Raw genomic sequence first — 22,178 nt, forward strand, 5'->3', positions numbered from 1 at the left:
TCCGGCACCTACTCCGCCGGACAAGGAAGAAACCCTCCAATGCTCGGCGAACTTGATCTAAAGACCCTAGGTATTGCCCTGTCTCTGGTCACCCTGAGCATGACCCTGTTGCTGTCAATTGCTGCCTGGCATGCCGGCAGCGAGAAGGGCCTGCGCCATTGGGCTATGGGCAACTTCGCATTGATGCTCGGCCTGCTGATGAACGTCAACCAGGATCACATCCACCACAGCCTCTCCGTCGTGCTCGCCAACGGCTTGATGACCCTGGGCATAGGCGTGACCTGGCTCGGTGTGCGCGCATTCAAAGGCACCAGCCAGCCTCAAGCCGGGCCTATTCTAGCGGCGTTACTGGTGATGCTGCTGCTATGGATATTCCGCTTCCATTTCGACAGCCTTACCGCCCGGCTGGGCATCGCTTCTATCGTGCTGGCGACCATGAGCCTGCTCTGTGCCCGCGAACTGCTGATCCCTGCCGAACAACCCCTGCGTACAGGCTACTGGTTGGCCGGCGGTGTTGCGCTCTTCTGCGGCTTGGGCTTGACCCTGCGCGCGATTGCCAGCCTGAGCAGCCTGTCGCCCACGGTGGCAATCAGCGACAACCCACTGCAAAGCGCGACTTTGCTGGGAGCCATGGTGGCGCAGATTGGCTTGGCCAGTGGCTTTATCCTGATGACCCACTATCGCACCGCCATGGCGTTGCATCGCCTGTCTGAAAGGGATGCTCTGACCGGCACCCTGAACCGGCGCAGTCTATATGAGCAGGCTTTGCAAATCTTGAGCAAGGCCAGCGAGACCCAGTTACCGGTGACCCTGATCATGCTGGATGCGGACCATTTCAAGCGCATCAATGATGAATTCGGCCATCAGACCGGCGATGCCGTGCTGTGTCATATGGTCGCACGGATTCGCCAGCATCTACGCGCCGACGATCTGCTCGGCCGTTATGGGGGTGAAGAATTTATTCTGATCCTTCCCGGCCTGGATACCGTCAGCGCAACACAGGTGGCCGAACGTATCCGCCTGGGTCTATGCAACCAGCCATGGCACGCCGAGGATACGCCGGTTCAATTAAGCATCAGCCTGGGTGTCGCCTGCTCCGATCAACAAGGCTATGTTTTCGACATTTTGCTCGGCGCCGCTGACGCCGCTTTATATCAGGCGAAAGCGCTCGGCCGTAACCGCGTGGAGCTGGCTCGACACCCCGGAACCGCGCCCAAGGATGAAATGGCATTACGCTTGCTGTCGCAATTCCGTCATAATCTGGACGTATAACGTCAATCAGATAGGGACTTGGCAGAAAAGGCGATTCGCCTGGCTGCTTTGTGCCCGAGGAGTTCCAGTGAGTTTTGATTCAGTCCACCGCCAGTTTCCCAACAGCCGTCTGCGCCGCCTGCGTCGCGATGATTTTTCTCGCCGTCTGGTGCGGGAAAACTGCTTGAGCGTGGATGATCTTATCTATCCGGTATTTGTTCTCGAGGGTAGTCAGCAGCGCGAGGCCATCGCCTCTATGCCCGGTATCGAACGCCTGTCCATCGACTTGCTGCTCGAAGAGGCCGCTGAACTGGTTGAACTGGGCATACCGGCCGTCGCGCTGTTCCCGGTAACGCCGCTGGACTGCAAGTCGCTCGACGGCGCCGAAGCCTGGAACCCTGAAGGCTTGGCCCAGCGCGCCACGCGCGCGTTGAAAGCGGCCTTTCCGCAATTGGGGGTGATCACCGACGTGGCCCTGGATCCGTTCACCACCCACGGGCAGGACGGCATCATCGACGAGCAAGGCTACGTGCTGAACGACATCACCATCGAGGCGCTGGTGAAGCAAACGCTGTCCCACGCCGAGGCTGGCGCCGACATAGTCGCGCCCTCGGACATGATGGATGGCCGGGTGGGCGCCATGCGTCGGGCGCTGGAAGAAGCCGGCCACGTCAATACGCGTATTCTGGCTTACTCGGCGAAATACGCCAGCGCCTACTACGGGCCGTTCCGCGACGCCGTTGGCTCTGCCGGCAATCTGGGCAAGAGCAACAAGTCGACCTACCAGATGGATCCCGGCAATACCGACGAAGCGCTGCACGAGGTCGCGAGCGACCTCTCAGAGGGAGCCGACATGGTGATGATTAAGCCCGGCATGCCCTATCTGGATATCGTTCATCGGGTGAAAAGTACCTTCAAGGTACCGACCTTCGTCTATCAGGTCAGTGGTGAATACGCGATGCATCAGGCCGCCATTGCCAACGGCTGGCTCAGCGAAGCGGTGATTCTCGAATCCCTGACCGCATTCAAGCGAGCCGGTGCCGATGCCATCCTGACTTATTATGCAAAAACCGCCGCCCGCCAGTTGCAGGAACGCGGCTAGACTTATTCCGACATTCTTTTTGAGGTACTCATGCAAGAGGTTACATCCGTGCGCGAAGAACTGGCCGAGATTCCCGAGACCGCTGAGAGCGTGTTCGAGGAAACGCCAGCGCCACCTGTCTTGAGCGATCCGCCGGTGCACGCGGCGGACATCAACGTTCCTGAACTGTACATTCATCGCGAGCTTTCGCAGCTGCAGTTCAATATTCGTGTGCTCGAGCAGGCTCTGGATGAATCCTACCCATTGCTTGAACGTCTGAAGTTTTTGCTGATTTTTTCCAGCAACATCGACGAGTTCTTTGAGATCCGCGTTGCCGGTCTGAAGAAACAGATCACCTTTGCCCGCGAGCAGACCGGCCCCGACGGGCTGCAGCCGCAGCAGGTGTTGAGCAAGATCAGCGAGATCGCCCATCAGCAGATCACCCGTCAATACGCGTTGCTCAACGACATGCTTTTGCCGCAACTGGCAGAGAAGGGCATCCGCTTCGTACGTCGCCACCAGTGGACGCACAAGCAGACACTCTGGGTGCGCCGCTATTTCCGCCAGGAAGTCGCGCCGATCATCAGCCCCATCGGTCTGGATCCCACGCACCCCTTCCCCTTGCTGGTAAACAAGAGTCTGAACTTTATTGTGCAGCTGGAGGGCACCGACGCTTTTGGTCGCGATTCCGGTCTGGCGATTATCCCAGCCCCGCGCTCGCTGCCGCGGCTGATCCGCATGCCTGATGAGCTCTGCTCTGGCGGCGACAACTTCGTCTTTCTATCATCGATGATTCACGCCCACGCGGACGACCTGTTCCCCGGCATGAAAGTCTTGGGCTGTTACCAGTTCCGGCTAACGCGTAACGCCGATTTGATCGTCGATCCGGATGAAGTGGACGACCTGGCGCGCGCACTGCGCGGCGAGCTCTTGTCGCGTCGCTACGGCGACGCCGTACGCCTGGAAGTGGCCGACAACTGCCCCAAGCCGCTGACCGACTTTCTGCTCAAGCAGTTCGGCCTCAACGAATCCGAGCTGTATGAAGTCAAGGGCCCGGTAAACCTGACCCGGCTGTTCTCGATTACCGGCCTGGAAAATCATGCTGACCTGCAGTTCCCGAGCTTCAGCCCCGGCATTCCCAAGCTGCTGTCCAGCGCTGATACCCTGTTCCAGGCGATCAGCAAACAGGACATCCTGCTGCTGCACCCTTACGAGTCCTTCAGCCCGGTGGTCGATCTGCTGCGTCAGGCCGCGCAGGACACCAACGTGCTGGCGATCAAGCAGACGCTGTACCGCACCGGTGCCAATTCGGAGATCGTCAACGCCCTGGTCGAAGCAGCCAGAAACGGCAAGGAGGTCACGGTGGTGATCGAATTGCGCGCGCGTTTTGACGAGGAATCCAACCTGCAACTGGCCAGCCGTCTGCAGCAGGCCGGCGCCGTGGTCATCTACGGCGTGGTCGGCTTCAAGACCCACGCCAAGATGATGCTGATCCTGCGGCGCGAGGACAAGATCCTCAAGCGCTATGTACACATGGGCACCGGCAACTACCACGCCGGCAACGCGCGCCTGTATACCGACTACAGCATTCTGACCTCGGACCTGGCGCTGACTGAAGATGTGCACAAGCTGTTCAACCAGTTGATCGGCATGGGCAAGACGCTGCGCATGAAGAAACTGCTGCAGGCGCCCTTCACCTTGAAGAAACGCCTGCTCGAACTGATCAACCGCGAAACGCTGACGGCGCAAGCCGGCAGGCCGGCGCACATCATGGCCAAGGCCAACGCGCTGACCGATGCGAAGATCATCAAGGCACTGTACAAAGCGTCGCAGGCGGGGGTGAAAATCGATCTGATTATCCGCGGCATGTGCTGCTTGCGGCCGGGCGTTCCGGGCGTCTCGCACAACATCACCGTGCGCTCGATCATCGGCCGCTTTCTGGAACACAGCCGCGTCTATTACTTCCTCAATGACGGCCAGGAGCAGGTGTGGATGTCCAGTGCCGACATGATGGAGCGTAACCTCGACAAGCGCGTGGAGACCTGTTTCCCGCTGGAAGGCAAGAAGCTCATCACGCGGGCCAAACAGGAACTGCAGGTGTTCATGACGGACAATACCCAGAGCTGGATATTGCAGACTGACGGTACCTACGTGCGCAGCAGTCCGTCTGGCAATCAGCTTGCCCGCAGCGCACAGAGCGCGCTGCTGGAAAAGCTGGTCGGGCTACCTCAGCGCACCGTCAACGTGTAATTGGCCTTGGCCCAGAACTGCGCTTCCTGAGCGAAGTCAGCCTGGGTCAGGGGATTGGCCTCAAGCCAACCCTCGGGGAAATGAATTTCCAGAAAGTCATCACCCGCCTGAACCTGAAGCTCAGGCATATCCTGGTTGCCGCGAATATGGTGATACAAAATCGCCAGGCGCAGCAGCATGCACAGGCGTAGCAGGGTGATGGCCTCGTCACCCATCTCGGATAAACGCTCTGCACTCGGCAGGTTGCGCCGGTGCCCCCATACCAGCAACGCCAAGGCCTGTTGTTCCTGGCGGGAGAACCCGGCCAGATCGGCGTGCTCAATCAGATAGGCGCCGTGCTTGTGATACTGGCTGTGCGCAATATCCAGACCCACCTCGTGGACCCGGGCGGCCCAGCAAAGCATATTGGCGTGCTTGTCATCATCCAGGTTCCAGTTCGCGGCGGCCTTGCCGAACAGGCTTAGCGCCTTGCTCTCGACCCGTGCCGCCTGCTCCAGATCCACGTGGCAGCGCTCCATCAGCGCGCTCAGGGTGCGCTCGCGCACGTCCTCGTGCTGATGCCGACCGAGCAGATCGTAAAGCACGCCCTCGCGCAGCGCGCCGTCGGAGTGGCTCATGACCTGAACGCCGAGGGCGTCGACAATGGCTTCGAGAATCGCCAGACCCGCTGGCAAAATCGGTTTGCGATCAGGCTTTAGGCCGGGGATATCCAGCTTGTCGACCTGGCCGGCCTTGAACAGCTTGCGCTTCAGCCAACCCAGGCCTTCGGGGGTCAGTTCGTCCTGCGTGCGGCCGCCGGATTGCACGCACTGACGGATGGTGCGAATGGTGCCCGAGGCACCCACCGCTTCCTGCCAGCCAAGGCGCTGAATGGCCTGTTCAATCTGCATCAGCTCCAGGCGCGCCGCCGTATAAGCCTGCGCATAACGGCCGGGGGTGACCTTGCCATCAGGAAAATAACGCCGGGTAAAGGACACGCAGCCCATCTGCAAACTCTCGCGCAGAATCGATTCGAAACGCTCGCCAACGATGAACTCGGTGCTGCCACCGCCGATATCCACTACCAGCCGTTTGCCTGCGTCATCGGCCTGGGTGTGCGAGACGCCGAGATAGATAAGGCGGGCCTCCTCACGGCCGGATACCACATCCACGCGATGACCGATGATCTGCCGCACCTGGCGCATGAACTGCGCCCTGTTGCGGGCTTCACGCAGTGCATTGGTGCCCACGATGCGCACCGCGCCGTCAGGCAGGCCGTTGGTCAGCTGAGCAAAACGTCGCAGGCAATCAATTCCCCGCTGCATCGCCTCTTCGCTGAGCTCGCCCTGATCATTCAGGCCAGCCGCCAGTTGCACCTTCTCACCCAGACGCTCAAGGATACGTATTTCGCCATGGTCGACCTTGGCCAGCACCATATGGAAGCTGTTTGACCCCAGGTCAATTGCAGCCACCAAGGGAAAGTCAGCCTGTTTTCTTTGCACCATGCGCCCGCCTCGTGAGGTGTTTGTGCGAATTCTAACACCCCATGACGACCTTGTGCCTGCCTGCTTCCGCCTTCCGCTACCGGCAACGGTGATGCTATAGTGCTCGGCAATAAGCCCTTGATCCCTTGATCCCCTGGAGAAACGAATGAGTGATTTGATCGTGCATGTCACCGACGGCAGCTTCGACAGCGAAGTGCTGAAGGCAGATGGCCCCGTGCTGGTGGACTACTGGGCCGAATGGTGTGGCCCGTGCAAGATGATTGCGCCGGTGCTGGATGAGATTGCCAAGGAATATGAAGGCAAGCTGAAGATCTGCAAACTGAACATCGACGAGAACGCCGACACCCCGCCGAAATATGGCGTACGGGGCATTCCGACGTTGATGCTGTTCAAGGGTGGCAATATCGAAGCCACCAAAGTTGGCGCCTTGTCCAAGTCGCAGCTGGCTGCCTTCCTCGACAGCAACATCTGATTGATTGTCCCCCGACAGGATTTTTTTAAGGTCGGGGGCATTTTTCTGCTTGCCAACTATGGACGTCATCCATCAGCAGTGCTAGATTTGCCCATCAATTCCTTGTCGCACCCTGCGGCCGTGGCTTCCCAACATCAGCCAAACCCATCGCCCCATAGCCTTATGGCGGCCTGTTACTAACCCGTCCTGCCGAAAGACACATATCCTACCGACCCTATGAACCTGACTGAACTCAAACAAAAGCCAATTACCGAACTGCTGGAAATCGCCGAACAGATGGGCCTGGAAAATATGGGCCGGTCGCGTAAACAGGACGTGATTTTCGCCACTCTGAAGAAACACGCCAAAGGCGGTGAAGACATTCACGGTGACGGCGTACTGGAAATTCTCCAGGACGGTTTTGGTTTCCTGCGCTCCGCAGACTCTTCTTATCTGGCCGGCCCTGATGACATCTATGTCTCGCCCAGCCAGATCCGGCGTTTCAACCTGCGTACCGGTGACACCATCGCCGGCAAAATTCGCCCACCGAAAGACGGTGAACGCTATTTTGCGCTGCTGAAAGTTGACTCGATCAACTTCGACAAGCCGGAGAACACCAAGAGCAAGATCCTCTTCGAAAACCTGACGCCGCTATTCCCGACCAAGCGTCTGGCCATGGAAGCCGGTAACGGCTCCACCGAGGATCTGATGGCGCGCATCATTGATCTGTGCGCACCCATCGGCAAGGGTCAACGCGGCCTGCTGGTAGCACCGCCGAAAGCCGGTAAGACGCTGATGCTGCAGAACATTGCGGCAAACATCGCGCGCAACAATCCTGAATGCCATCTGATCGTACTGCTGATCGACGAGCGTCCGGAAGAAGTGACCGAGATGCAGCGCACCGTGCGCGGCGAAGTGGTCGCATCGACTTTCGACGAGCCGCCGAGCCGTCACGTGCAAGTCGCCGAGATGGTTATCGAGAAGGCCAAGCGCCTGGTTGAGCACAAGAAAGACGTGATCATCCTGCTCGACTCCATTACCCGTCTGGCGCGTGCCTACAACACCGTGATCCCCAGCTCCGGCAAGGTGCTCACCGGTGGTGTTGACGCCCACGCTCTGGAGAAGCCCAAGCGTTTCTTCGGCGCCGCGCGGAACATCGAAGAAGGTGGCAGCCTGACCATTATCGCCACCGCACTGGTTGATACCGGTTCGAAGATGGACGAAGTGATCTACGAAGAATTCAAAGGCACCGGCAACATGGAGATCCATCTGGATCGCAAGATTGCCGAGAAGCGTGTATTCCCGGCGATCAACATCAACCGTTCCGGCACGCGCCGCGAAGAGTTGCTGACCAGCGAAGATGAACTGCAACGGATGTGGATCTTGCGCAAGATTCTGCATTCGATGGACGAAATCGCCGCGATTGAATTCCTCCTTGATCGTCTGAAAGACACCAAGACCAACGATGAATTCTTCCAGTCGATGAAGCGCAGCAAGAACTAAGCTGACAGCACCAAACCTCAAGCTGCAACCAGCTCCGCGCTGCTTGCAGCTTGTTGCACTTTACGCCACCCGACAGGCTGCTTTGTCGGCATAATGTGCTTCTGACCAGACACCCCAGGCTGACGCAATCCCCGGACTGCATGCAGCTTGCCGCTTGAGGCTTGAAGCTCCAATGCAATACTCCGATCTACGTGACTTCATCAAAGGCCTGGAACAGCGCGGCGAACTCAAGCGCATCCAGACGCCCGTCTCCCCCGTCCTGGAAATGACCGAAATTTGCGACCGCACCCTGCGCAAGGGAGGGCCCGCATTGCTGTTTGAAAACCCCACCGGCTACAGCATGCCGGTACTCGGCAACCTGTTTGGCACCCCGCAACGGGTGGCCATGGGCATGGGCGCGGAAGAGGTCAGCGAGCTGCGCGAAATCGGCAAACTGCTGGCCTTTCTCAAGGAGCCTGATCCGCCGAAAGGTCTGAAGGATGCCTGGTCGAAGCTGCCGATTTTCAAGAAGGTCATCTCCATGGCGCCCAAGGTGGTACGTGATGCCCCTTGTCAGGCACTTATCCAGGAAGGCGAAAACGTCGATCTGAGCAGCATCCCGGTACAAACCTGCTGGCCTGGCGATGCTGGCCCGCTGATCACCTGGGGTCTGGTGGTCACCAAGGGGCCGAACAAGGAACGGCAGAATCTGGGCATCTATCGTCAGCAGGTAATTGGCCGCAACAAGCTGATCATGCGCTGGCTGAGCCATCGCGGCGGCGCGCTGGACTTCAAGGAATGGTGCGAGAAGCACCCGGGCCAGCCCTTTCCGATTGCGGTAGCACTGGGCGCCGATCCGGCGACCATTCTCGGCGCAGTTACGCCAGTGCCCGATAGCCTGTCCGAATATGCTTTTGCCGGCCTGCTGCGCGGCCAGCGCACCGAACTGGTCAAATGCCGCGGCTCCAATCTGCAGGTGCCGGCCAGTGCCGAGATCGTGCTAGAAGGCGTGATCCATCCTGGCGAGATGGCCGATGAGGGTCCCTTTGGCGACCACACCGGCTACTACAATGAAGTCGATCGCTTCCTGGTATTTACCGTCGAGCGCATTACCAGCCGGGAAAAGCCGATTTATCACAGCACCTACACCGGTCGGCCGCCGGATGAGCCGGCGATTCTTGGCGTGGCACTGAATGAAGTTTTCGTACCAATTCTGCAGAAGCAGTTTCCGGAAATCACTGACTTCTATTTGCCGCCGGAGGGTTGTTCCTACCGCATGGCGGTGGTGTCGATGAAGAAACAGTACCCGGGCCACGCCAAGCGCGTGATGCTCGGCGTATGGAGCTTCCTGCGCCAGTTCATGTACACCAAGTTTGTGATCGTCACCGACGACGATATCAATATCCGCGACTGGAATGACGTGATCTGGGCCATTACCACGCGCATGGACCCCAAGCGCGATACGGTAATGATCGACAATACGCCGATCGATTATCTGGACTTCGCTTCACCGGTCTCCGGCCTTGGCAGCAAGATGGGCTTGGATGCGACCAACAAGTGGCCAGGCGAAACCAGCCGCGAATGGGGCGTCGCCATCAGTCAGGACCCGGCGGTGAAGCAGCGGGTGGACAGCATCTGGGCGGAACTGGGGATTGACTGACTCCGCCGTATCACCCGGTTTTGCGGTAACCTTGCAGCCCTCCGGCCACAAGCTTGAACTGCTGCCGGGTGAACGTATTCTCGACGGCGCCCGTCGAATGGGTTTCAGCGCTCCGCAGAGCTGCCGTAACGGCAACTGCCATATCTGTGCCGCCAGGCTGCTCAGTGGCAGCGCTCGGCAGACCGGGCAGATCCTCACGGACGGCGAACTTTATACCTGTGTAGCCGAGCCGCTGCAGGACTGCGAACTTTTTTGGGAGGGTATTTTGGCTCCAAACGAATTACCGCTGAACGATATCGCCTGTCAGGTCACTGCCTGCGAACCGATGGGCGGCGATGTGTGGCGCGTCATGCTGCGGATGCCCGCTGGCAAGTTACTGCACTTCCATGCCGGCCAGTATCTGTTGCTCAAGCGCCCCGATGGTGAAGCCTCGGCGTTCTCTATCGCTTCTGCGCCGCATGAAGGTCGCAACCTGGAGCTGCATATTCTCGGACGGGAGCCGGCCACGCTGGAGCTGATCGAGTCCCTGCGCCGCGAACGGATTGCGCATGTGCAGATCCCGCTGGGCGACTGCCACCTGGCACTGCTGCCTGATCGTCCCATCGTGCTGATTGCTGCAGGCACCGGCCTGTCACAGATGCAGAGCATGGTGCAGCACTTGCTGAACGTCGGCTTCAGCCATCCGATACATCTTTACTGGGGCGTGCGCCATGGTGACGAGCTGTATCAAGCTGCGCACTGGGAGTCCTGGCAGCAGAACGACAAACTGGTGCTGCACAAAATCGTCAGCGACCACCCGGAATGGGAAGGTCGCCATGGTCTACTGCATCAAGCCATCAGCGAGGATCTGGGTGATTTGAGCCAGTACGAATTCTATGTCAGTGGTTCACCGGCGATGGTCTATGCCACGCTGGATGCCTTGAGTGAAGCCGGCATGCCTGCTGAGCAGATGCATGCCGACGCTTTCAGCTACGCGCCGCGCAGCTGAAAGCGCAGACGCTACTCATCTCACCGGGGAGTTGGCATCGGCAGTTCGGGCAGGTCGTTGGCCATCAGCTCGAAACCCTGATGCAACATGGCCTGACTGGCCGCTTGATCGCCCAGGTGCTCCAGTAGCCGCACCAGCTCTGCACAGGTCTGGATATCGCGCTTGCTGCCATAGCTGGCTTCCAGATACTCCCGAGCCTTGCCCCACAGACTATTGCGCAATGCCAGACGCCCCAACGCGAGCAACAGGGTGGCGTTGTGTGGATGCTCAGCCAGCCAGTGCTCAGCCGTAGTCAACTGACGGGCCGGATCCTTGCCCTGAACCAGGCCATAAAGGTGCACCAATCGCTCGTTGAAGTTCTGACGTAACGCCTGGCGCAATGTCTCTTCTGCCAGCTCTGTTTGACCCAGTGCGCGTAACTGCAGGCAGTAGACCTCTATCAGTGCGGGATCCTGCTTCAACGTCTTCGGCAGCGGCTCCCAAACCGCCGTCACCGCATTGGTCTGCCCTGGCTCCTGATGCTGACCTCGCTGACCGGCCTGCGTCAGCAGGGCGATATATACCTGATGTTCCAAGGCCTGCTGCTCGGCAGGCTTGAGCAACTTGTGCCGACGCAGCTCAGGGAGCAATTGCTCCAGCCGCGTCCAGTCCTCCAGGCGTGCATACAGCTGGCCCATCAACTTCAGCGCATACAGATGCTTGGGGTGATCCTTGCGCAAGCGCGTCAAGGTGGCCAGCGCCTGCTCCAGTTGCCCGCGGGCAATCTGCAACTGCGCCTGCGTGACGGCAATGGCCACGTCTGCCTTCGGCGTAGTTTCGTAGGCTTCTCGCAGCAGGCTGTCGCACTCGACATAATCTTCCAGTTCGTGCGCCGCACGCGCCGCCGCCAGATAGTTGATCAGTGGCTGTTCGGTATGCGGCGCCGAGCGTTTCAGCAGCCGCAGCGCATTACTCCAATGACCTTCGGCAAATTCCAGCAAACCGCGCGTGGCCACCTGATTGGCTCGGCGTTCGCGATTATGTCGGGACCAGGGATTGATACGCCGCCCGGAGACATTCAGCACCCGGATCACTGCGCGCAGCAGTAACAGCAAGAGCCACAGCGCCAATAGAAAACCCACGCCGACCCAGATACTGGTCTCGATCGACATGTTGCGCCAGGCAATCAATATGTAACCGGGATCCTCGGCTACCGCCATGCCCAGCAGCGCTGCGACCAGCAGCACGGCGAGGATGGCCAGATAACTTTTACTCATTCCGAGGCCTCCCCATTACCCGTGGCCGGGGCGCGGCGGCTCTGGATATAAGCCGCCAGGCCCTGCTCCAATGGCGAGAGATCCGGCGGCTCGAGGCTCACGTTTTCTTCGGCAAGACTCTCGATTTGGCCCTGCATGGCCTGAACCTGGGGGTTTTCCATCTCGAAATATCGGCGCAATATGCTGTCGGCCTGCTCCAGGCTGGTCTCATATACCTCCTGCTCACCACGCAACGCGGCCCATTGAGCCTGTTCCATGGTCAGTTGCAGGGTCCGCTGCACGCGCTGCAACTCGGCCTCATCCAACAACGGCGTGATGACTTTGCCACGCTGGAAGTCCACGCGCACGTAGCGCTCCAGACGCATCAACACACGTTCGGCGCGAGTGCGGCGGGCCAGACGATCTTCGTATTCCTCTTCGACGCTGACCTCTTCCGGATCGAATACCGGCACCGGCAACGCGACCAGACGCTCCACCTGTTCACTCATTGCCGCCAGACGCAGAAAGACACCCGCGCGGTCAATTTCCGGCAGCGCTCTCAGCTCACCCTGAAACTGCGCCAACTGCTCGCGCACGGCAAAAACTCCGCTGTCAGGTTGTGCTCGCAGGATACCGTCGACCGCTGTTAGCAGCTCGCGCGCAGAGGTGACATCTTGCGACGCGATCAACCGCAGGCTGGCGAGCCGCACCAGGTACTCTGCCTCAGCCAATTTCCAGTCGGACTGCGCATCACCCTGAAGGGTATCCAGCCGCTGACTGACGGCCTGCTGAGTGCGCTGCATCTCGGCGCTCAGGCGCTCGACCTGCTGCCACTCATCGGCATTGGGCAAGCCCTCAAGCCGCTGATCGAAGGCCTGCTGCTGTTGTTGCTGGGCAGACTGCAACTGGGCAACCTGCTCGGCCAAGGTCGCTCCCTCAAGCTGACGCTGGTCAGTCTGATACCACTGCCAGGCACTCAAGCCCAGAGCAGCCAATGCCACCAATAGAGCCAAACCCGACAGACCGCGGCCCGGACCCGTTGTTTTGGTCGGCGGCTTCGGAGGCGTGCCACCCGGTGGTGTCGTTTTGCTTGAGGCCGAGCCCGTAGTCGTCTTGGACTTGAAGGAATCGGAAACGGTAGGTTCGCTAAGCGGCTTGCTAGTGGCGGTTTTATCAGTGCCCGGCTTGTCCACTCCCGATGAGAGGGAAGGTGCGCCGGTAGCAGTTGCCGCTGAAGTAGCGCTGGTGGACGCCTCAGTGGGTACTTTCGGCTGGGTCTCGGGCTTGGCTGTCTGCTCACTGCCCAACGGCTTCGCCGGTTTAGCTTCGAAAGCTGATTCGGACGCTGGTTTGGAGACGGAATCGGAAGCGGGATCGGAAGTCGGCGGTGCACCGAGCGGCCCGGTAGTGGGGATATCCTGCTCGTCCTTGCCGCTGTTGTTGTTCTGGTCTGTCGGTTTCACGCTATTCCCCTTGTTACGTCAGCGGATGAGCCATCACGGCTTCGATCACGGCACTATCGTCCGCGCCGTTACACACTATTATGTCCTTGCAGCCCAACTCGGCTGCGCGCTCAGCGACACGCTGGCTGGGCACCCAACAACGCCACCCGGCCTGTTCTGACCAATTTTCGGCCGCCGCGTGGCGCCAGTATTCCAGTGCCTGGACGCTAAGCACCAATAAGCCTCTTGCGCCAGCCGCACTTGCTTCGGCAAGTCGCGCCGGTAGATCCTGCGCAGCACAGCGGCGATAAAGTTCCAGATAATCTACCTGTGCACCCTGTACCCGCAGTTGCTCGGCCAGATGCTCCCGCCCGCCAGTCCCGCGCCAAATCAGTACTTTCAAATCCCCGGGTTGCAATAGCGCCTGCCAGCGCGGCAACGCCAGTACCGCTTCAGAATCCTGGCCCTGATCCGGCACCTGGACCGTCAAACCGGCGGTTTGCAGAACCTCGGCCGTGCTTCTGCCTACTGCAAACCAGTCAATGCCCACCGGCATCTGCGGCCAATAATCCTCAAGCCTTTCCAACCCTAACCGCGCCGCAACCGGGCTGACTACAATGACCGCCTGATAAAGGTCGATATTCAGCAGCAACTGCCGCTGACTCGGCGTTTCCAGCTGCGGCTCGATATGCAGCAACGGCATACCCTGGGTGCGCACATTCAATTGATCCAGCTTACCCGCCAGACGCTGATTGTCCGCCTCGGACCGCGTCAGCAGCAGCACGCCGGTCACTGCGGCTGAGCATCCTGATAAACCGCGTCCAGAATCGCCTGGGCGCCTTGCGCGAGCAAATCCTCGGCGACCTGAATGCCCAGGGCCTCCGGTGCTGAATCAGCGCCAGAGGCTTGTGCGGTCAACAGCAGAGTGCCATCGGGATTTCCTACCATGCCGCGTAGCCACAGCTGCCCATTCGCCCGTTCGGCGTAACAGGCAATCGGCACCTGACAGCCGCCGTTGAGGTGCGTATTCAACGCCCGTTCGGCGCGCACGCGCAGCGCACTGTCTTCATCGTTCAACGGCGCCAGCAGCGCATGCAATTCGGTATCGGCGCTGCGGCATTCGATGCCCACGGCACCCTGGCCGCCAGCCGGCAAACTTTCTTCCGGTGGCATTGCGTAGCGGATACGCTGGTCAAAACCAAGGCGCATCAGGCCCGCTGCCGCAAGAATAATCGCGTCGTATTCGCCCGCATCCAATTTGGCCAGCCGAGTATTAACGTTGCCGCGCAGGAAGCGCACGGTCAGGTCCGGACGCCGGGCCATGATCTGCGCCTGCCGGCGCAGGCTCGAGGTGCCCACAACGCTGCCCTGCGGCAGATCGTCTACATGGTCAAAATGATTGGAAACAAAGGCGTCGCGCGGATCTTCCCGCTCGCAGATCACGTACAGGCCCAGGCCTTCGGGAAAGGCCATGGGTACGTCTTTCATTGAGTGTACTGCCAGATCGGCCTCGTCGTTGAGGATGGCTGTTTCCAGCTCCTTGACGAACAGACCCTTGCCACCAATCTTGGCCAGTGGCGAGTCGAGCAGTTGATCACCGCGACTGACCATGGGAACCAGGCTAACAGTCAGCCCGGGATGCAGTTGTTCGAGGCGCGCCTTTACATATTCGGCCTGCCACAGGGCCAGGGCGCTCTTGCGGGTGGCAATTCGCAGATGTCGACTCATGGGATTCTCGATCAAAACCAATCCGCATGATACGCGATGCCCGGCTCAGCATCCACGCGGGTCTGTGTCGCAGGACGGATCGTGGAGCAGCAATTCACAGTTGACCCATAAGCTTGCGCAAGCCCGGGACGTGCCGGCGGCTAACCGTCAGTGTCTCTTCGGACAACCCCTTGAGATGAAGCTGAAAATGCCCTACAGAGCTGCGCTGCAACCGCTCGATGCGATGACGGGCGACCAGGGCGTTGCGATGGATGCGCACGAAGTAGTCACCAAATTCATCCTCCAGCGCCTTCAGCGGCTCATCCAGCAGCACTTCGCCGTCCGTGTGGCGCAAGGTCACATACTTGTGGTCAGCGATAAAATACAGCACCTCGTCAATTGGGATCAGCTCTACACCCTTGCGCGTTCTGGCGCTGATATGGCTGCGCGCCTGGGCCGAGTTGCCCACGCCATTGACGCGGCCGAGACTGCACAACTGAACCCGGTTCAGCCTTTGCGCATTCGCCAGCGCGTCGGCGAGATCTTCGCTGCGAACCGGTTTGAGCAGATAGCCGACGGCACTGACGGCAAAAGCATCCAGCGCATACTCACCATGCGCGGTACAAAATATCACTGCCGGCGCATCCGGCATGTCACAGAGTTTGGCGGCGGCCTGCAAGCCATCCATACCGGGCATGCGGATATCCAGCAGGACGATGTCCGGTTGCTGTTCTGCTACCAGCTGCAAGGCTTCATGGCCATTGGTGGCGCTTTCCAGCATGGGTTCATAGCCGGGCAACGCGGTAATCAATCGAGCCAGTCTCTCTCTGGCCAGGGGTTCATCATCGGCGATAAGTACTTTCATGCCTTAATGACTTCTCTGCAAAATGGACGATGGATGCTTACAAGGATAGACCAGCTTACTGAAGAAGCGCGGTCCATCACGCCAGGATTCAACTTTTGCCTCAGGCCCGAACAGGCCGGTGAGGCGGGCACGAATATTGTCCAGCGCCATACGCGCACCCTGATGGGAAACCTCTATGGGTGGACAACTGTTTGATACCAGTAGTTCGACGCGACCCTGTTGCCAACTGCCATCAATTTGAATATCGCCACCCTCAAGACTAGGTTGCAGTCCGTGAAGAATGGCGTTCTCCAATAACGGCTGCAGTGTCAGCAGCGGAATGGGCGTGTTCGGCGGCATCTGCTCGACCTGCCAGACCACCCGCAGCCGCTCGCCCAGGCGATACTGTTCGATACGCAGGTAACCCTGACAGAGCCGCAGCTCCTCCTCCCAGGTCGCCACGCCATCCGCTTCGGACAAATTGGCGCGAAACAGATCCGCCAGATCCAGCACAGCGTTCTCGGCCTTGACCGGAGCGCTGCCAATCAGACTGACAATGCTGTTGAGACTGTTGAACAGAAAATGCGGTCGAATGCGCGATTGCAGCGACTGCAACCGGGCCTTGAGCTCGGCCTGCTCCTGGCGCTGCCATTGCTGCTGCAGGTAAAAATAACGTAGCAGCAAACCAGTCATGATCAAGGCAATCAAACCATGCCGGAGCATCTGGCCCGGCCGCAACTCCGGATAGCCGAGCATGCCGGCATCCAGCACCCAGTCAGCCATCACGGTGAAGAACAAGGTCAGGCCGACGACGACGATAAAGCACATCGCCAAGGCGACCAGCAACGCACGACGCTGCATCCAGCCCCGCAGACGGCAGAGCAGCGCAGCCGAGAGCAGCACTATCCATTGCACGAACAGCGAGGCCATGGCCAGACTCAGCCAGTCGAACGCCTCCGCCACCGGCACAGCCAGCACCCAGATCAGCACCAGCAATTCAGCCAGCACCACCAGGGTGAAAACCGCCATGGAGGAACATAGATCGGGGAGGAAGAAATCTTCCCCCGCATAAGGTTTTCTGAGCAGTGTCCAGAGTCCGTTCTTCATTGGCCAAGTGTCCGCCAGCCGGGCGCCATCACGCAAGCCTGAAGTGGTATGCTAGCGACCTTTGCCAGCCAAACTTTCGAATTGCGAGCCAACGCGACCTATGAGCCAAGATCAGACAACCAATCAATCCTGGGGTGGCCGTTTCAGCGAACCGGTTGACGCCTTTGTTGCCCGCTTCACCGCTTCGGTGGATTTTGACAAGCGCCTGTACAAACACGACATTCAGGGCTCGATTGCCCACGCTACGATGCTGGCCAAGGTCGGCGTACTGAGTGAAGAAGAGCGCGACAGCATCCTCGCCGGGTTGCACAGCATCCAGAGCGAAATCGAAGCCGGCCAGTTTGACTGGCGGGTGGACCTGGAAGACGTGCACATGAATATCGAGGCGCGCCTGACCGCGCAGATCGGCGTGACCGGCAAGAAGCTGCACACCGGCCGTTCGCGTAACGATCAGGTGGCAACTGATATCCGACTGTGGCTGCGCGAAGAAATCGACATCATTCTGGTCGAACTGGCGCGTCTGCAAACCGGCCTGCTGGATCAGGCCGAGCGCCATGCGCACGTGATCATGCCCGGCTTTACCCATTTACAGACCGCGCAACCGGTAACCTTTGGTCATCACCTGCTGGCCTGGTTCGAGATGCTCAGCCGCGACCGCGAACGTCTGCTCGACTGCCGCAAGCGCGTCAACCGCATGCCTCTGGGCAGCGCGGCGCTGGCCGGCACCACCTATCCGATTGATCGGCAGATGACCTGTGAACTGCTCGGTTTCGATGCGGTATCCGGCAACTCGCTGGACGGCGTGTCCGATCGCGACTTCGCCATCGAATTCTGCGCGGCAGCGTCCGTGGCGATGATGCACCTGTCGCGTTTTTCCGAAGAGCTGGTGCTGTGGACCAGTGCGCAGTTCAACTTTATCGACCTGCCCGACCGCTTCTGCACCGGCTCATCAATCATGCCGCAGAAGAAGAACCCCGACGTGCCCGAGCTGGTGCGCGGCAAGACTGGCCGGGTTTACGGCCACCTGATGGGTCTGCTGACGCTGATGAAGAGCCAGCCATTGGCGTACAACAAGGACAACCAGGAAGACAAGGAGCCGCTGTTCGACGCCGCCGATACGCTGCGCGATTGCCTGCGCGCCTTTGCCGACATGATCCCGGCGATCCAGCCCAAGGTGCCAGCGATGCGCGAAGCGGCCCTGCGCGGCTTCTCCACCGCCACCGATCTGGCTGACTATCTGGTGCGCAAGGGCCTGCCGTTCCGCGATTGCCATGAAATTGTTGGTCATGCGGTCAAATACGGCGTGGAGTCGAGCAAGGATCTGGCCGAGATGAGCCTGGAAGAGCTGCGCCAGTTCAGCGACCAGATCGATCAGGATGTGTTTGATGTACTGACGCTGGAAGGCTCTGTCAACGCCCGTGATCATATCGGCGGTACCGCACCCAAACAGGTGCTGGCTGCGGTCAAGCGTGGCCGCGAGCTGTTGGCCGATTAACACTTGAAACAGAGCCAGCCTTGGAAGGCCCCCGCGCAACGCGGGGCCTTGTCTCCCGTCAGGCGTGAGGCTGCTGCTGGGTGATGCAATGAATATTGCCACCGCCAAGCAGAATCTCGCGGCCCGGCACCATCACTACCCGCCGATCCGGAAACAACTGCTCCAACAACGCTCTCGCCGGTTCATCCTGCGAATCATCAAAGCTGGGCGCGATGATGCCGTCATTGACGATCAAAAAATTCACATAAGATCCGGCCAGCCGAATCGACGGATCGCGTGGCTGTGAACCGGCGACCCGATCCACACCGGCACACTCTTCTGCGGTGGCGTAGAGCGGACCGGGAATCGGCATGCGGTGCACCTTGAGCTCGCGCCCCTGCGCATCACGACTGGCTTCCAGAATTCTCAAGGCTTTCTGACAGCGATCGAAATTCGGATCTTGCGGATCATCGGTCCAGGCCAGCAGCACTTCACCGGGCCGCACGAAACAGCAGAAATTGTCGACATGACCATCGGTCTCGTCGTTATACAGACCTTCCGGCAGCCAGATGACCTTGTCGATGCCCAAGTGATCGGCCAGCTTGATTTCAATTTCCTCGCGCAACAGATGCGGGTTGCGATTGGCGTTAAGCAGGCACTCCTCGGTAGTGATCAGCGTGCCTTCACCATCCACATGGATAGCACCACCCTCAAGTACAAACCCCTCAGTGCGATAGCGCGGACTGCGCACCAGACCCAGGATCTTGTCTGCGACCTGATCATCGCGCTGCCACGGCCAGTACAAACCCCCGTTAAAGCCGCCCCAGGCATTGAAGGTCCAATCTACGCCGCGCAAGCCGCCACTTGGGTGGGTGACGAAGGTCGGGCCAGTGTCGCGCACCCAGGCGTCGTCTGTGGTCAACTCGACCACGCGGATACCCGGGTGGCTCAGCTGTAAATTGGCGTTTTCGTATTGGGCGGCAGAAACACAAACAGTCACCGGCTCAAAACTGGCAATCGCCCGCGCCACTTCGGCAAACGCTGCTTGAGCCGGCTTGGCACCCAGGCGCCAATTGTCCGGGCGCTCTGGCCAGACCATCCAGGTCTGGCTGTGCGGCGCCCATTCGGCGGGCATGCTGTAACCATCGGCGCGGGGCGTACTGTGCAAGGTATACATCGGGATCAGGACTCCAGTGAACCATCCAGGGTTTTAATCGAGCCATACAGGTTCGGCCGACGATCACGGAAGCTGCCCCAGGCGCTGCGGATATGCTCAAGCTGATCCAGGTCGAACTGCTGCACAAGCACACCCTCTTCAGTTTCGTTCAGTTCCTGGACCTTGGCCCCAAACTGATCGGCAATGAATGAGGAGCCATAGAAGGTAATGTCATAGTCGTCCTGCTCCTCGCGACCAATGCGGTTACTCGCCACCAGCGGCATCAGGTTGGCCCCGGCATGGCCTTGCTGCACGCGCTGCCAGTGATCGCGCGAGGTAATATTCGGGTCATGCGGCTCGCTGCCAATCGCGGTCGGATAGAACAGAATCTCCGCGCCCATCAACGCCATGCTGCGCGCGCATTCCGGGAACCACTGATCCCAGCAGATACCCACGCCAATTTTGGCGTAGCGGGTCTGCCAGACCTTGAAGCCGGTATCGCCAGGGTTGAAGTAGTACTTTTCATGGTAACCGGGGCCGTCAGGGATATGGCTCTTGCGATACAAACCCAGATTGCTGCCATCGGCATCGATGATCACGATGCTGTTGAAGCGCGCCCGTCCGGCCAGCTCGAAAAAGCTGATCGGCAATACCACTTCCAGCTCTTTGGCCAATGCCTTGAAGTGTGCAATCGCTGGATTCTGGTCGATCGTGGTGGCCAGCTGCAGATACTCAGCATTGGGCTTCTGGCAAAAATAAGGAGTTTCAAACAGTTCCTGAATCAGGATGATCTGCGCGCCTTTGCCCGCAGCTTCGCGAACCAGCTTTTCGGCTTTATCAATATTGGCCTGACGATCCCAGGAACAACTCATCTGGGTAGCGGCAACAGTTACAAGACGACTCATATCTCTCTCCTGCACAACAAATAATAGGCTGCCGGACAAGCCCGGCGGACAACAAATAATACTGTCTAAACGGCATCGACTCTGATCACGTAGCGCCACATTGGCGCGCAGCTCTCACGTTCAATCATCGCGCGTCGCGTATGCCATACCATAACAGGGCCAGCGCCCGAATGGCGGTTTGCAGCGCTGTTCCCTGCGGCACCGGCATATGTTTGAGCCGCGCAAACAGATCAAAGCCCTGCTGCTGACCCATCACCGCGTCAGCCATGAGCTTGCCCGCCAGCCCGGCTAATGCGACGCCTTGGCCAGAATAGCCCTGAGTAAAAAATACCCGATCACCAAGCCGGCCGAAATGCGGGGCCTTGCTGGCGGTCATGGCTACCTGGCCGCCCCACAGGTATTCGAAATCAGTATGCGCCAGCGCCGGAAACACTTGCGTCATGCGCTGCCGCATGGTCTGGCGCAAGGCTTCGGGGCGGGCGTCGCGGGCGCTGGCGCGGCCACCGAACAGCAAGCGGCCGTCGGCACTGAGCCGGTAGTAGTCGATCAGGGTATTCATATCGCATACCGCTGTGCGCGACGGGATCAACTGATCAGCCAGTTCGCCCAATGGCGCTGTCGCGCCAACATAACTGCCAATCGGCATAAAGCGGCGTTGATGCCAGGGCAGCAACTGGCCTATATAAGCATTCCCGGCAAGCAGCAGATGATCGGCTCTGACATGCCCCTGTGCAGTGTTTACCGTTACACCGGTACTATCCTGCTGATAGCTCAGAACCGGAGAGTGTTCGAACAGTGTGGCGCCATGCTGCTCGGATGCCCGCGCCAATCCCAAGACGTATTTCAGCGGATGCAGGTCACCGCCGCCCATATCCATAACGCCAGCTTGATAGTCGGCTTTGAGCAGACCCTGCAAGCTGCCCCGATCATGAAAGGCCAGTTGGTCGTAGCCTAGCTTTTCCAGGCTCGCCTGCCAGGCCTTCAGCTCAGGCACATGCCGCGGCTTGTTGGCGACCAGCAAAATGCCCTGTTTGAGTTCGCACTCAATCGCATGGTCCGTTACGCGTTTACGTAACAACTCCACACCGGCAAGACTAAGTTGCCAAAGCTTCCGGGCCTGTTCGGCGCCCAGTTGTTTTTCCAGTGCTGCCTGGTCCGCTGCCAATCCCGGATTGATCTGCCCGCCGTTGCGCCCAGAACATCCCCAGCCCACGTGTTCTGCTTCGAGCAGAGCTACTGTTTTCCCGGCCTGTGCCAGTTCGAGTGCGGCCGATACGCCGGTAAAGCCACCGCCAACGACACAGACGTCCACGCGGTGTTCACCCTGCAACGTCGAGCGGGATATTTGTGGGGGAATGCTGGCTTGGTACCAGGATTGGTTTTCTGTCATGTATCTATACCGTGCTTTTTTGATTCTGCTTCGGCGTGCGCTAGCGCCACTTCCGTTGGCCCTGCCTGGACACGCTCGGCGCCCTCCCTGGGCGCTCGGCATCGCACATCCCTGTGCTCTGACGGTCCAGGCAGGGCCAACGGAAGCGGCGCATAACAGTTACCGTGCATCCTGAATAAAACACCAATCCAGGTTTGCTGGCTGCCTCACCAATGCATATGGTCTTGGCGTCGGCTGCCCTATGCGTGACCGTCAGAGCACAGGGATGTGC

General features: G+C 59.4%; 18 protein-coding genes. 8 read left to right on the top strand and 10 right to left on the bottom strand.

Annotated elements, in window-relative coordinates; genetic code table 11:
* The first annotated feature begins 39 nt into the window (after window positions 1-39).
* The 3 genes from DT594_RS16820 to ppk1 all read left to right on the top strand — a co-directional run bounded on the left by DT594_RS16820 (window position 40) and on the right by ppk1 (window position 4,582).
* Window positions 40-1,272, top strand: a complete 1,233-nt coding sequence (locus tag DT594_RS16820) for a GGDEF domain-containing protein (protein WP_178091562.1) — start codon at window positions 40-42, stop codon at window positions 1,270-1,272.
* Between the two features lie 67 nt (window positions 1,273-1,339).
* A complete protein-coding gene (hemB, locus tag DT594_RS16825; protein WP_149334053.1) occupies window positions 1,340-2,353 on the top strand; it encodes a porphobilinogen synthase in 1,014 nt (337 codons plus the stop codon).
* A 30-nt stretch (window positions 2,354-2,383) separates the two neighbouring features.
* Window positions 2,384-4,582 (top strand): polyphosphate kinase 1, encoded by a 2,199-nt coding sequence (gene ppk1, locus DT594_RS16830; protein WP_149334055.1) that lies wholly within the window; start codon window positions 2,384-2,386, stop codon window positions 4,580-4,582.
* Here ppk1 and ppx read toward each other — a convergent pair.
* The gene (gene ppx, locus DT594_RS16835) at window positions 4,561-6,066 is read right to left on the bottom strand and encodes an exopolyphosphatase (RefSeq protein ID WP_149334057.1); all 1,506 of its coding nucleotides are present in this window, start codon (window positions 6,064-6,066) and stop codon (window positions 4,561-4,563) included. The two genes, ppk1 and ppx, sit on opposite strands and share 22 nt — an antisense overlap.
* A gap of 145 nt (window positions 6,067-6,211) precedes the next feature.
* Between ppx and trxA the strand changes: the two genes are divergently transcribed.
* The 4 genes from trxA to DT594_RS16855 all read left to right on the top strand — a co-directional run bounded on the left by trxA (window position 6,212) and on the right by DT594_RS16855 (window position 10,647).
* The gene (gene trxA, locus DT594_RS16840) at window positions 6,212-6,538 is read left to right on the top strand and encodes a thioredoxin TrxA (RefSeq protein WP_096345929.1); all 327 of its coding nucleotides are present in this window, start codon (window positions 6,212-6,214) and stop codon (window positions 6,536-6,538) included.
* A gap of 216 nt (window positions 6,539-6,754) precedes the next feature.
* Entirely contained in the window at window positions 6,755-8,020 is a 1,266-nt protein-coding gene (rho, locus tag DT594_RS16845; RefSeq protein WP_149334059.1) for a transcription termination factor Rho, read from the top strand.
* A gap of 172 nt (window positions 8,021-8,192) precedes the next feature.
* Window positions 8,193-9,659 carry a 4-hydroxy-3-polyprenylbenzoate decarboxylase gene (ubiD, locus tag DT594_RS16850; protein ID WP_149334061.1) on the top strand — a complete coding sequence of 489 codons (1,467 nt, stop codon included), beginning with the start codon at window positions 8,193-8,195 and terminating at the stop codon, window positions 9,657-9,659.
* Window positions 9,652-10,647 (top strand): 2Fe-2S iron-sulfur cluster-binding protein, encoded by a 996-nt coding sequence (locus tag DT594_RS16855; RefSeq protein WP_246164674.1) that lies wholly within the window; start codon window positions 9,652-9,654, stop codon window positions 10,645-10,647. The genes ubiD and DT594_RS16855 overlap by 8 nt, the downstream gene beginning before the upstream one ends.
* 20 nt (window positions 10,648-10,667) lie before the next feature.
* Here the strand turns inward: DT594_RS16855 and DT594_RS16860 are convergent, their stop codons facing one another.
* The 6 genes from DT594_RS16860 to DT594_RS16885 form a co-directional block, all read right to left on the bottom strand.
* Window positions 10,668-11,903: a heme biosynthesis HemY N-terminal domain-containing protein gene (locus DT594_RS16860; RefSeq protein WP_149334063.1), complete on the bottom strand. Its 1,236-nt coding sequence runs from the start codon at window positions 11,901-11,903 to the stop codon at window positions 10,668-10,670.
* The gene (locus tag DT594_RS16865) at window positions 11,900-13,345 is read right to left on the bottom strand and encodes a uroporphyrinogen-III C-methyltransferase (RefSeq protein WP_149334065.1); all 1,446 of its coding nucleotides are present in this window, start codon (window positions 13,343-13,345) and stop codon (window positions 11,900-11,902) included. Before DT594_RS16865 ends, DT594_RS16860 begins: the two co-directional genes overlap by 4 nt.
* Before the next feature lie 13 nt (window positions 13,346-13,358).
* A complete protein-coding gene (locus DT594_RS16870; RefSeq protein ID WP_149334066.1) occupies window positions 13,359-14,117 on the bottom strand; it encodes a uroporphyrinogen-III synthase in 759 nt (252 codons plus the stop codon).
* On the bottom strand, window positions 14,114-15,052 hold the full coding sequence (gene hemC, locus DT594_RS16875; protein ID WP_149334068.1) for a hydroxymethylbilane synthase: 939 nt from the start codon (window positions 15,050-15,052) through the stop codon (window positions 14,114-14,116). Before hemC ends, DT594_RS16870 begins: the two co-directional genes overlap by 4 nt.
* Window positions 15,053-15,146: 94 nt before the next feature.
* Window positions 15,147-15,896, bottom strand: coding sequence for a LytR/AlgR family response regulator transcription factor (locus DT594_RS16880; protein WP_149334070.1), 750 nt, complete (start codon window positions 15,894-15,896; stop codon window positions 15,147-15,149).
* 3 nt (window positions 15,897-15,899) lie between these two features.
* On the bottom strand, window positions 15,900-16,982 hold the full coding sequence (locus tag DT594_RS16885) for a sensor histidine kinase (RefSeq protein ID WP_149334072.1): 1,083 nt from the start codon (window positions 16,980-16,982) through the stop codon (window positions 15,900-15,902).
* Between the two features lie 100 nt (window positions 16,983-17,082).
* Between DT594_RS16885 and argH the strand changes: the two genes are divergently transcribed.
* Entirely contained in the window at window positions 17,083-18,477 is a 1,395-nt protein-coding gene (argH, locus tag DT594_RS16890) for an argininosuccinate lyase (protein ID WP_149334073.1), read from the top strand.
* A gap of 58 nt (window positions 18,478-18,535) precedes the next feature.
* Here argH and aguA read toward each other — a convergent pair whose 3' ends face one another.
* From aguA to DT594_RS16905, 3 genes are all read right to left on the bottom strand, one after another.
* Window positions 18,536-19,633 (bottom strand): agmatine deiminase, encoded by a 1,098-nt coding sequence (gene aguA, locus DT594_RS16895; RefSeq protein ID WP_149334075.1) that lies wholly within the window; start codon window positions 19,631-19,633, stop codon window positions 18,536-18,538.
* A 5-nt stretch (window positions 19,634-19,638) separates the two neighbouring features.
* On the bottom strand, window positions 19,639-20,517 hold the full coding sequence (gene aguB / locus DT594_RS16900; protein ID WP_149334077.1) for an N-carbamoylputrescine amidase: 879 nt from the start codon (window positions 20,515-20,517) through the stop codon (window positions 19,639-19,641).
* Window positions 20,518-20,641: 124 nt separating this feature from the next.
* A complete protein-coding gene (locus DT594_RS16905) occupies window positions 20,642-21,907 on the bottom strand; it encodes an NAD(P)/FAD-dependent oxidoreductase (RefSeq protein ID WP_178091564.1) in 1,266 nt (421 codons plus the stop codon).
* Window positions 21,908-22,178 lie beyond the last annotated feature (271 nt).

It is taken from the genome of Halopseudomonas laoshanensis (assembly GCF_008365385.1).
Lineage (GTDB): Bacteria > Pseudomonadota > Gammaproteobacteria > Pseudomonadales > Pseudomonadaceae > Halopseudomonas > Halopseudomonas laoshanensis.

Excerpts from the sequence above, each read along its gene's own strand:
- DT594_RS16820 (WP_178091562.1), top strand. The coding sequence starts at position 40 with ATGCTCGGCGAACTTGATCTAAAGACCCTAGGTATTGCCCTGTCTCTG.
- ppk1 (WP_149334055.1), top strand. The coding sequence starts at position 2,384 with ATGCAAGAGGTTACATCCGTGCGCGAAGAACTGGCCGAGATTCCCGAG.
- ppx (WP_149334057.1), bottom strand. The coding sequence starts at position 6,066 with ATGGTGCAAAGAAAACAGGCTGACTTTCCCTTGGTGGCTGCAATTGAC.
- trxA (WP_096345929.1), top strand. The coding sequence starts at position 6,212 with ATGAGTGATTTGATCGTGCATGTCACCGACGGCAGCTTCGACAGCGAA.
- rho (WP_149334059.1), top strand. The coding sequence starts at position 6,755 with ATGAACCTGACTGAACTCAAACAAAAGCCAATTACCGAACTGCTGGAA.
- ubiD (WP_149334061.1), top strand. The coding sequence starts at position 8,193 with ATGCAATACTCCGATCTACGTGACTTCATCAAAGGCCTGGAACAGCGC.
- DT594_RS16860 (WP_149334063.1), bottom strand. The coding sequence starts at position 11,903 with ATGAGTAAAAGTTATCTGGCCATCCTCGCCGTGCTGCTGGTCGCAGCG.
- hemC (WP_149334068.1), bottom strand. The coding sequence starts at position 15,052 with ATGAGTCGACATCTGCGAATTGCCACCCGCAAGAGCGCCCTGGCCCTG.
- DT594_RS16880 (WP_149334070.1), bottom strand. The coding sequence starts at position 15,896 with ATGAAAGTACTTATCGCCGATGATGAACCCCTGGCCAGAGAGAGACTG.
- DT594_RS16885 (WP_149334072.1), bottom strand. The coding sequence starts at position 16,982 with ATGAAGAACGGACTCTGGACACTGCTCAGAAAACCTTATGCGGGGGAA.
- argH (WP_149334073.1), top strand. The coding sequence starts at position 17,083 with ATGAGCCAAGATCAGACAACCAATCAATCCTGGGGTGGCCGTTTCAGC.
- aguA (WP_149334075.1), bottom strand. The coding sequence starts at position 19,633 with ATGTATACCTTGCACAGTACGCCCCGCGCCGATGGTTACAGCATGCCC.
- aguB (WP_149334077.1), bottom strand. The coding sequence starts at position 20,517 with ATGAGTCGTCTTGTAACTGTTGCCGCTACCCAGATGAGTTGTTCCTGG.
- DT594_RS16905 (WP_178091564.1), bottom strand. The coding sequence starts at position 21,907 with ATGACAGAAAACCAATCCTGGTACCAAGCCAGCATTCCCCCACAAATA.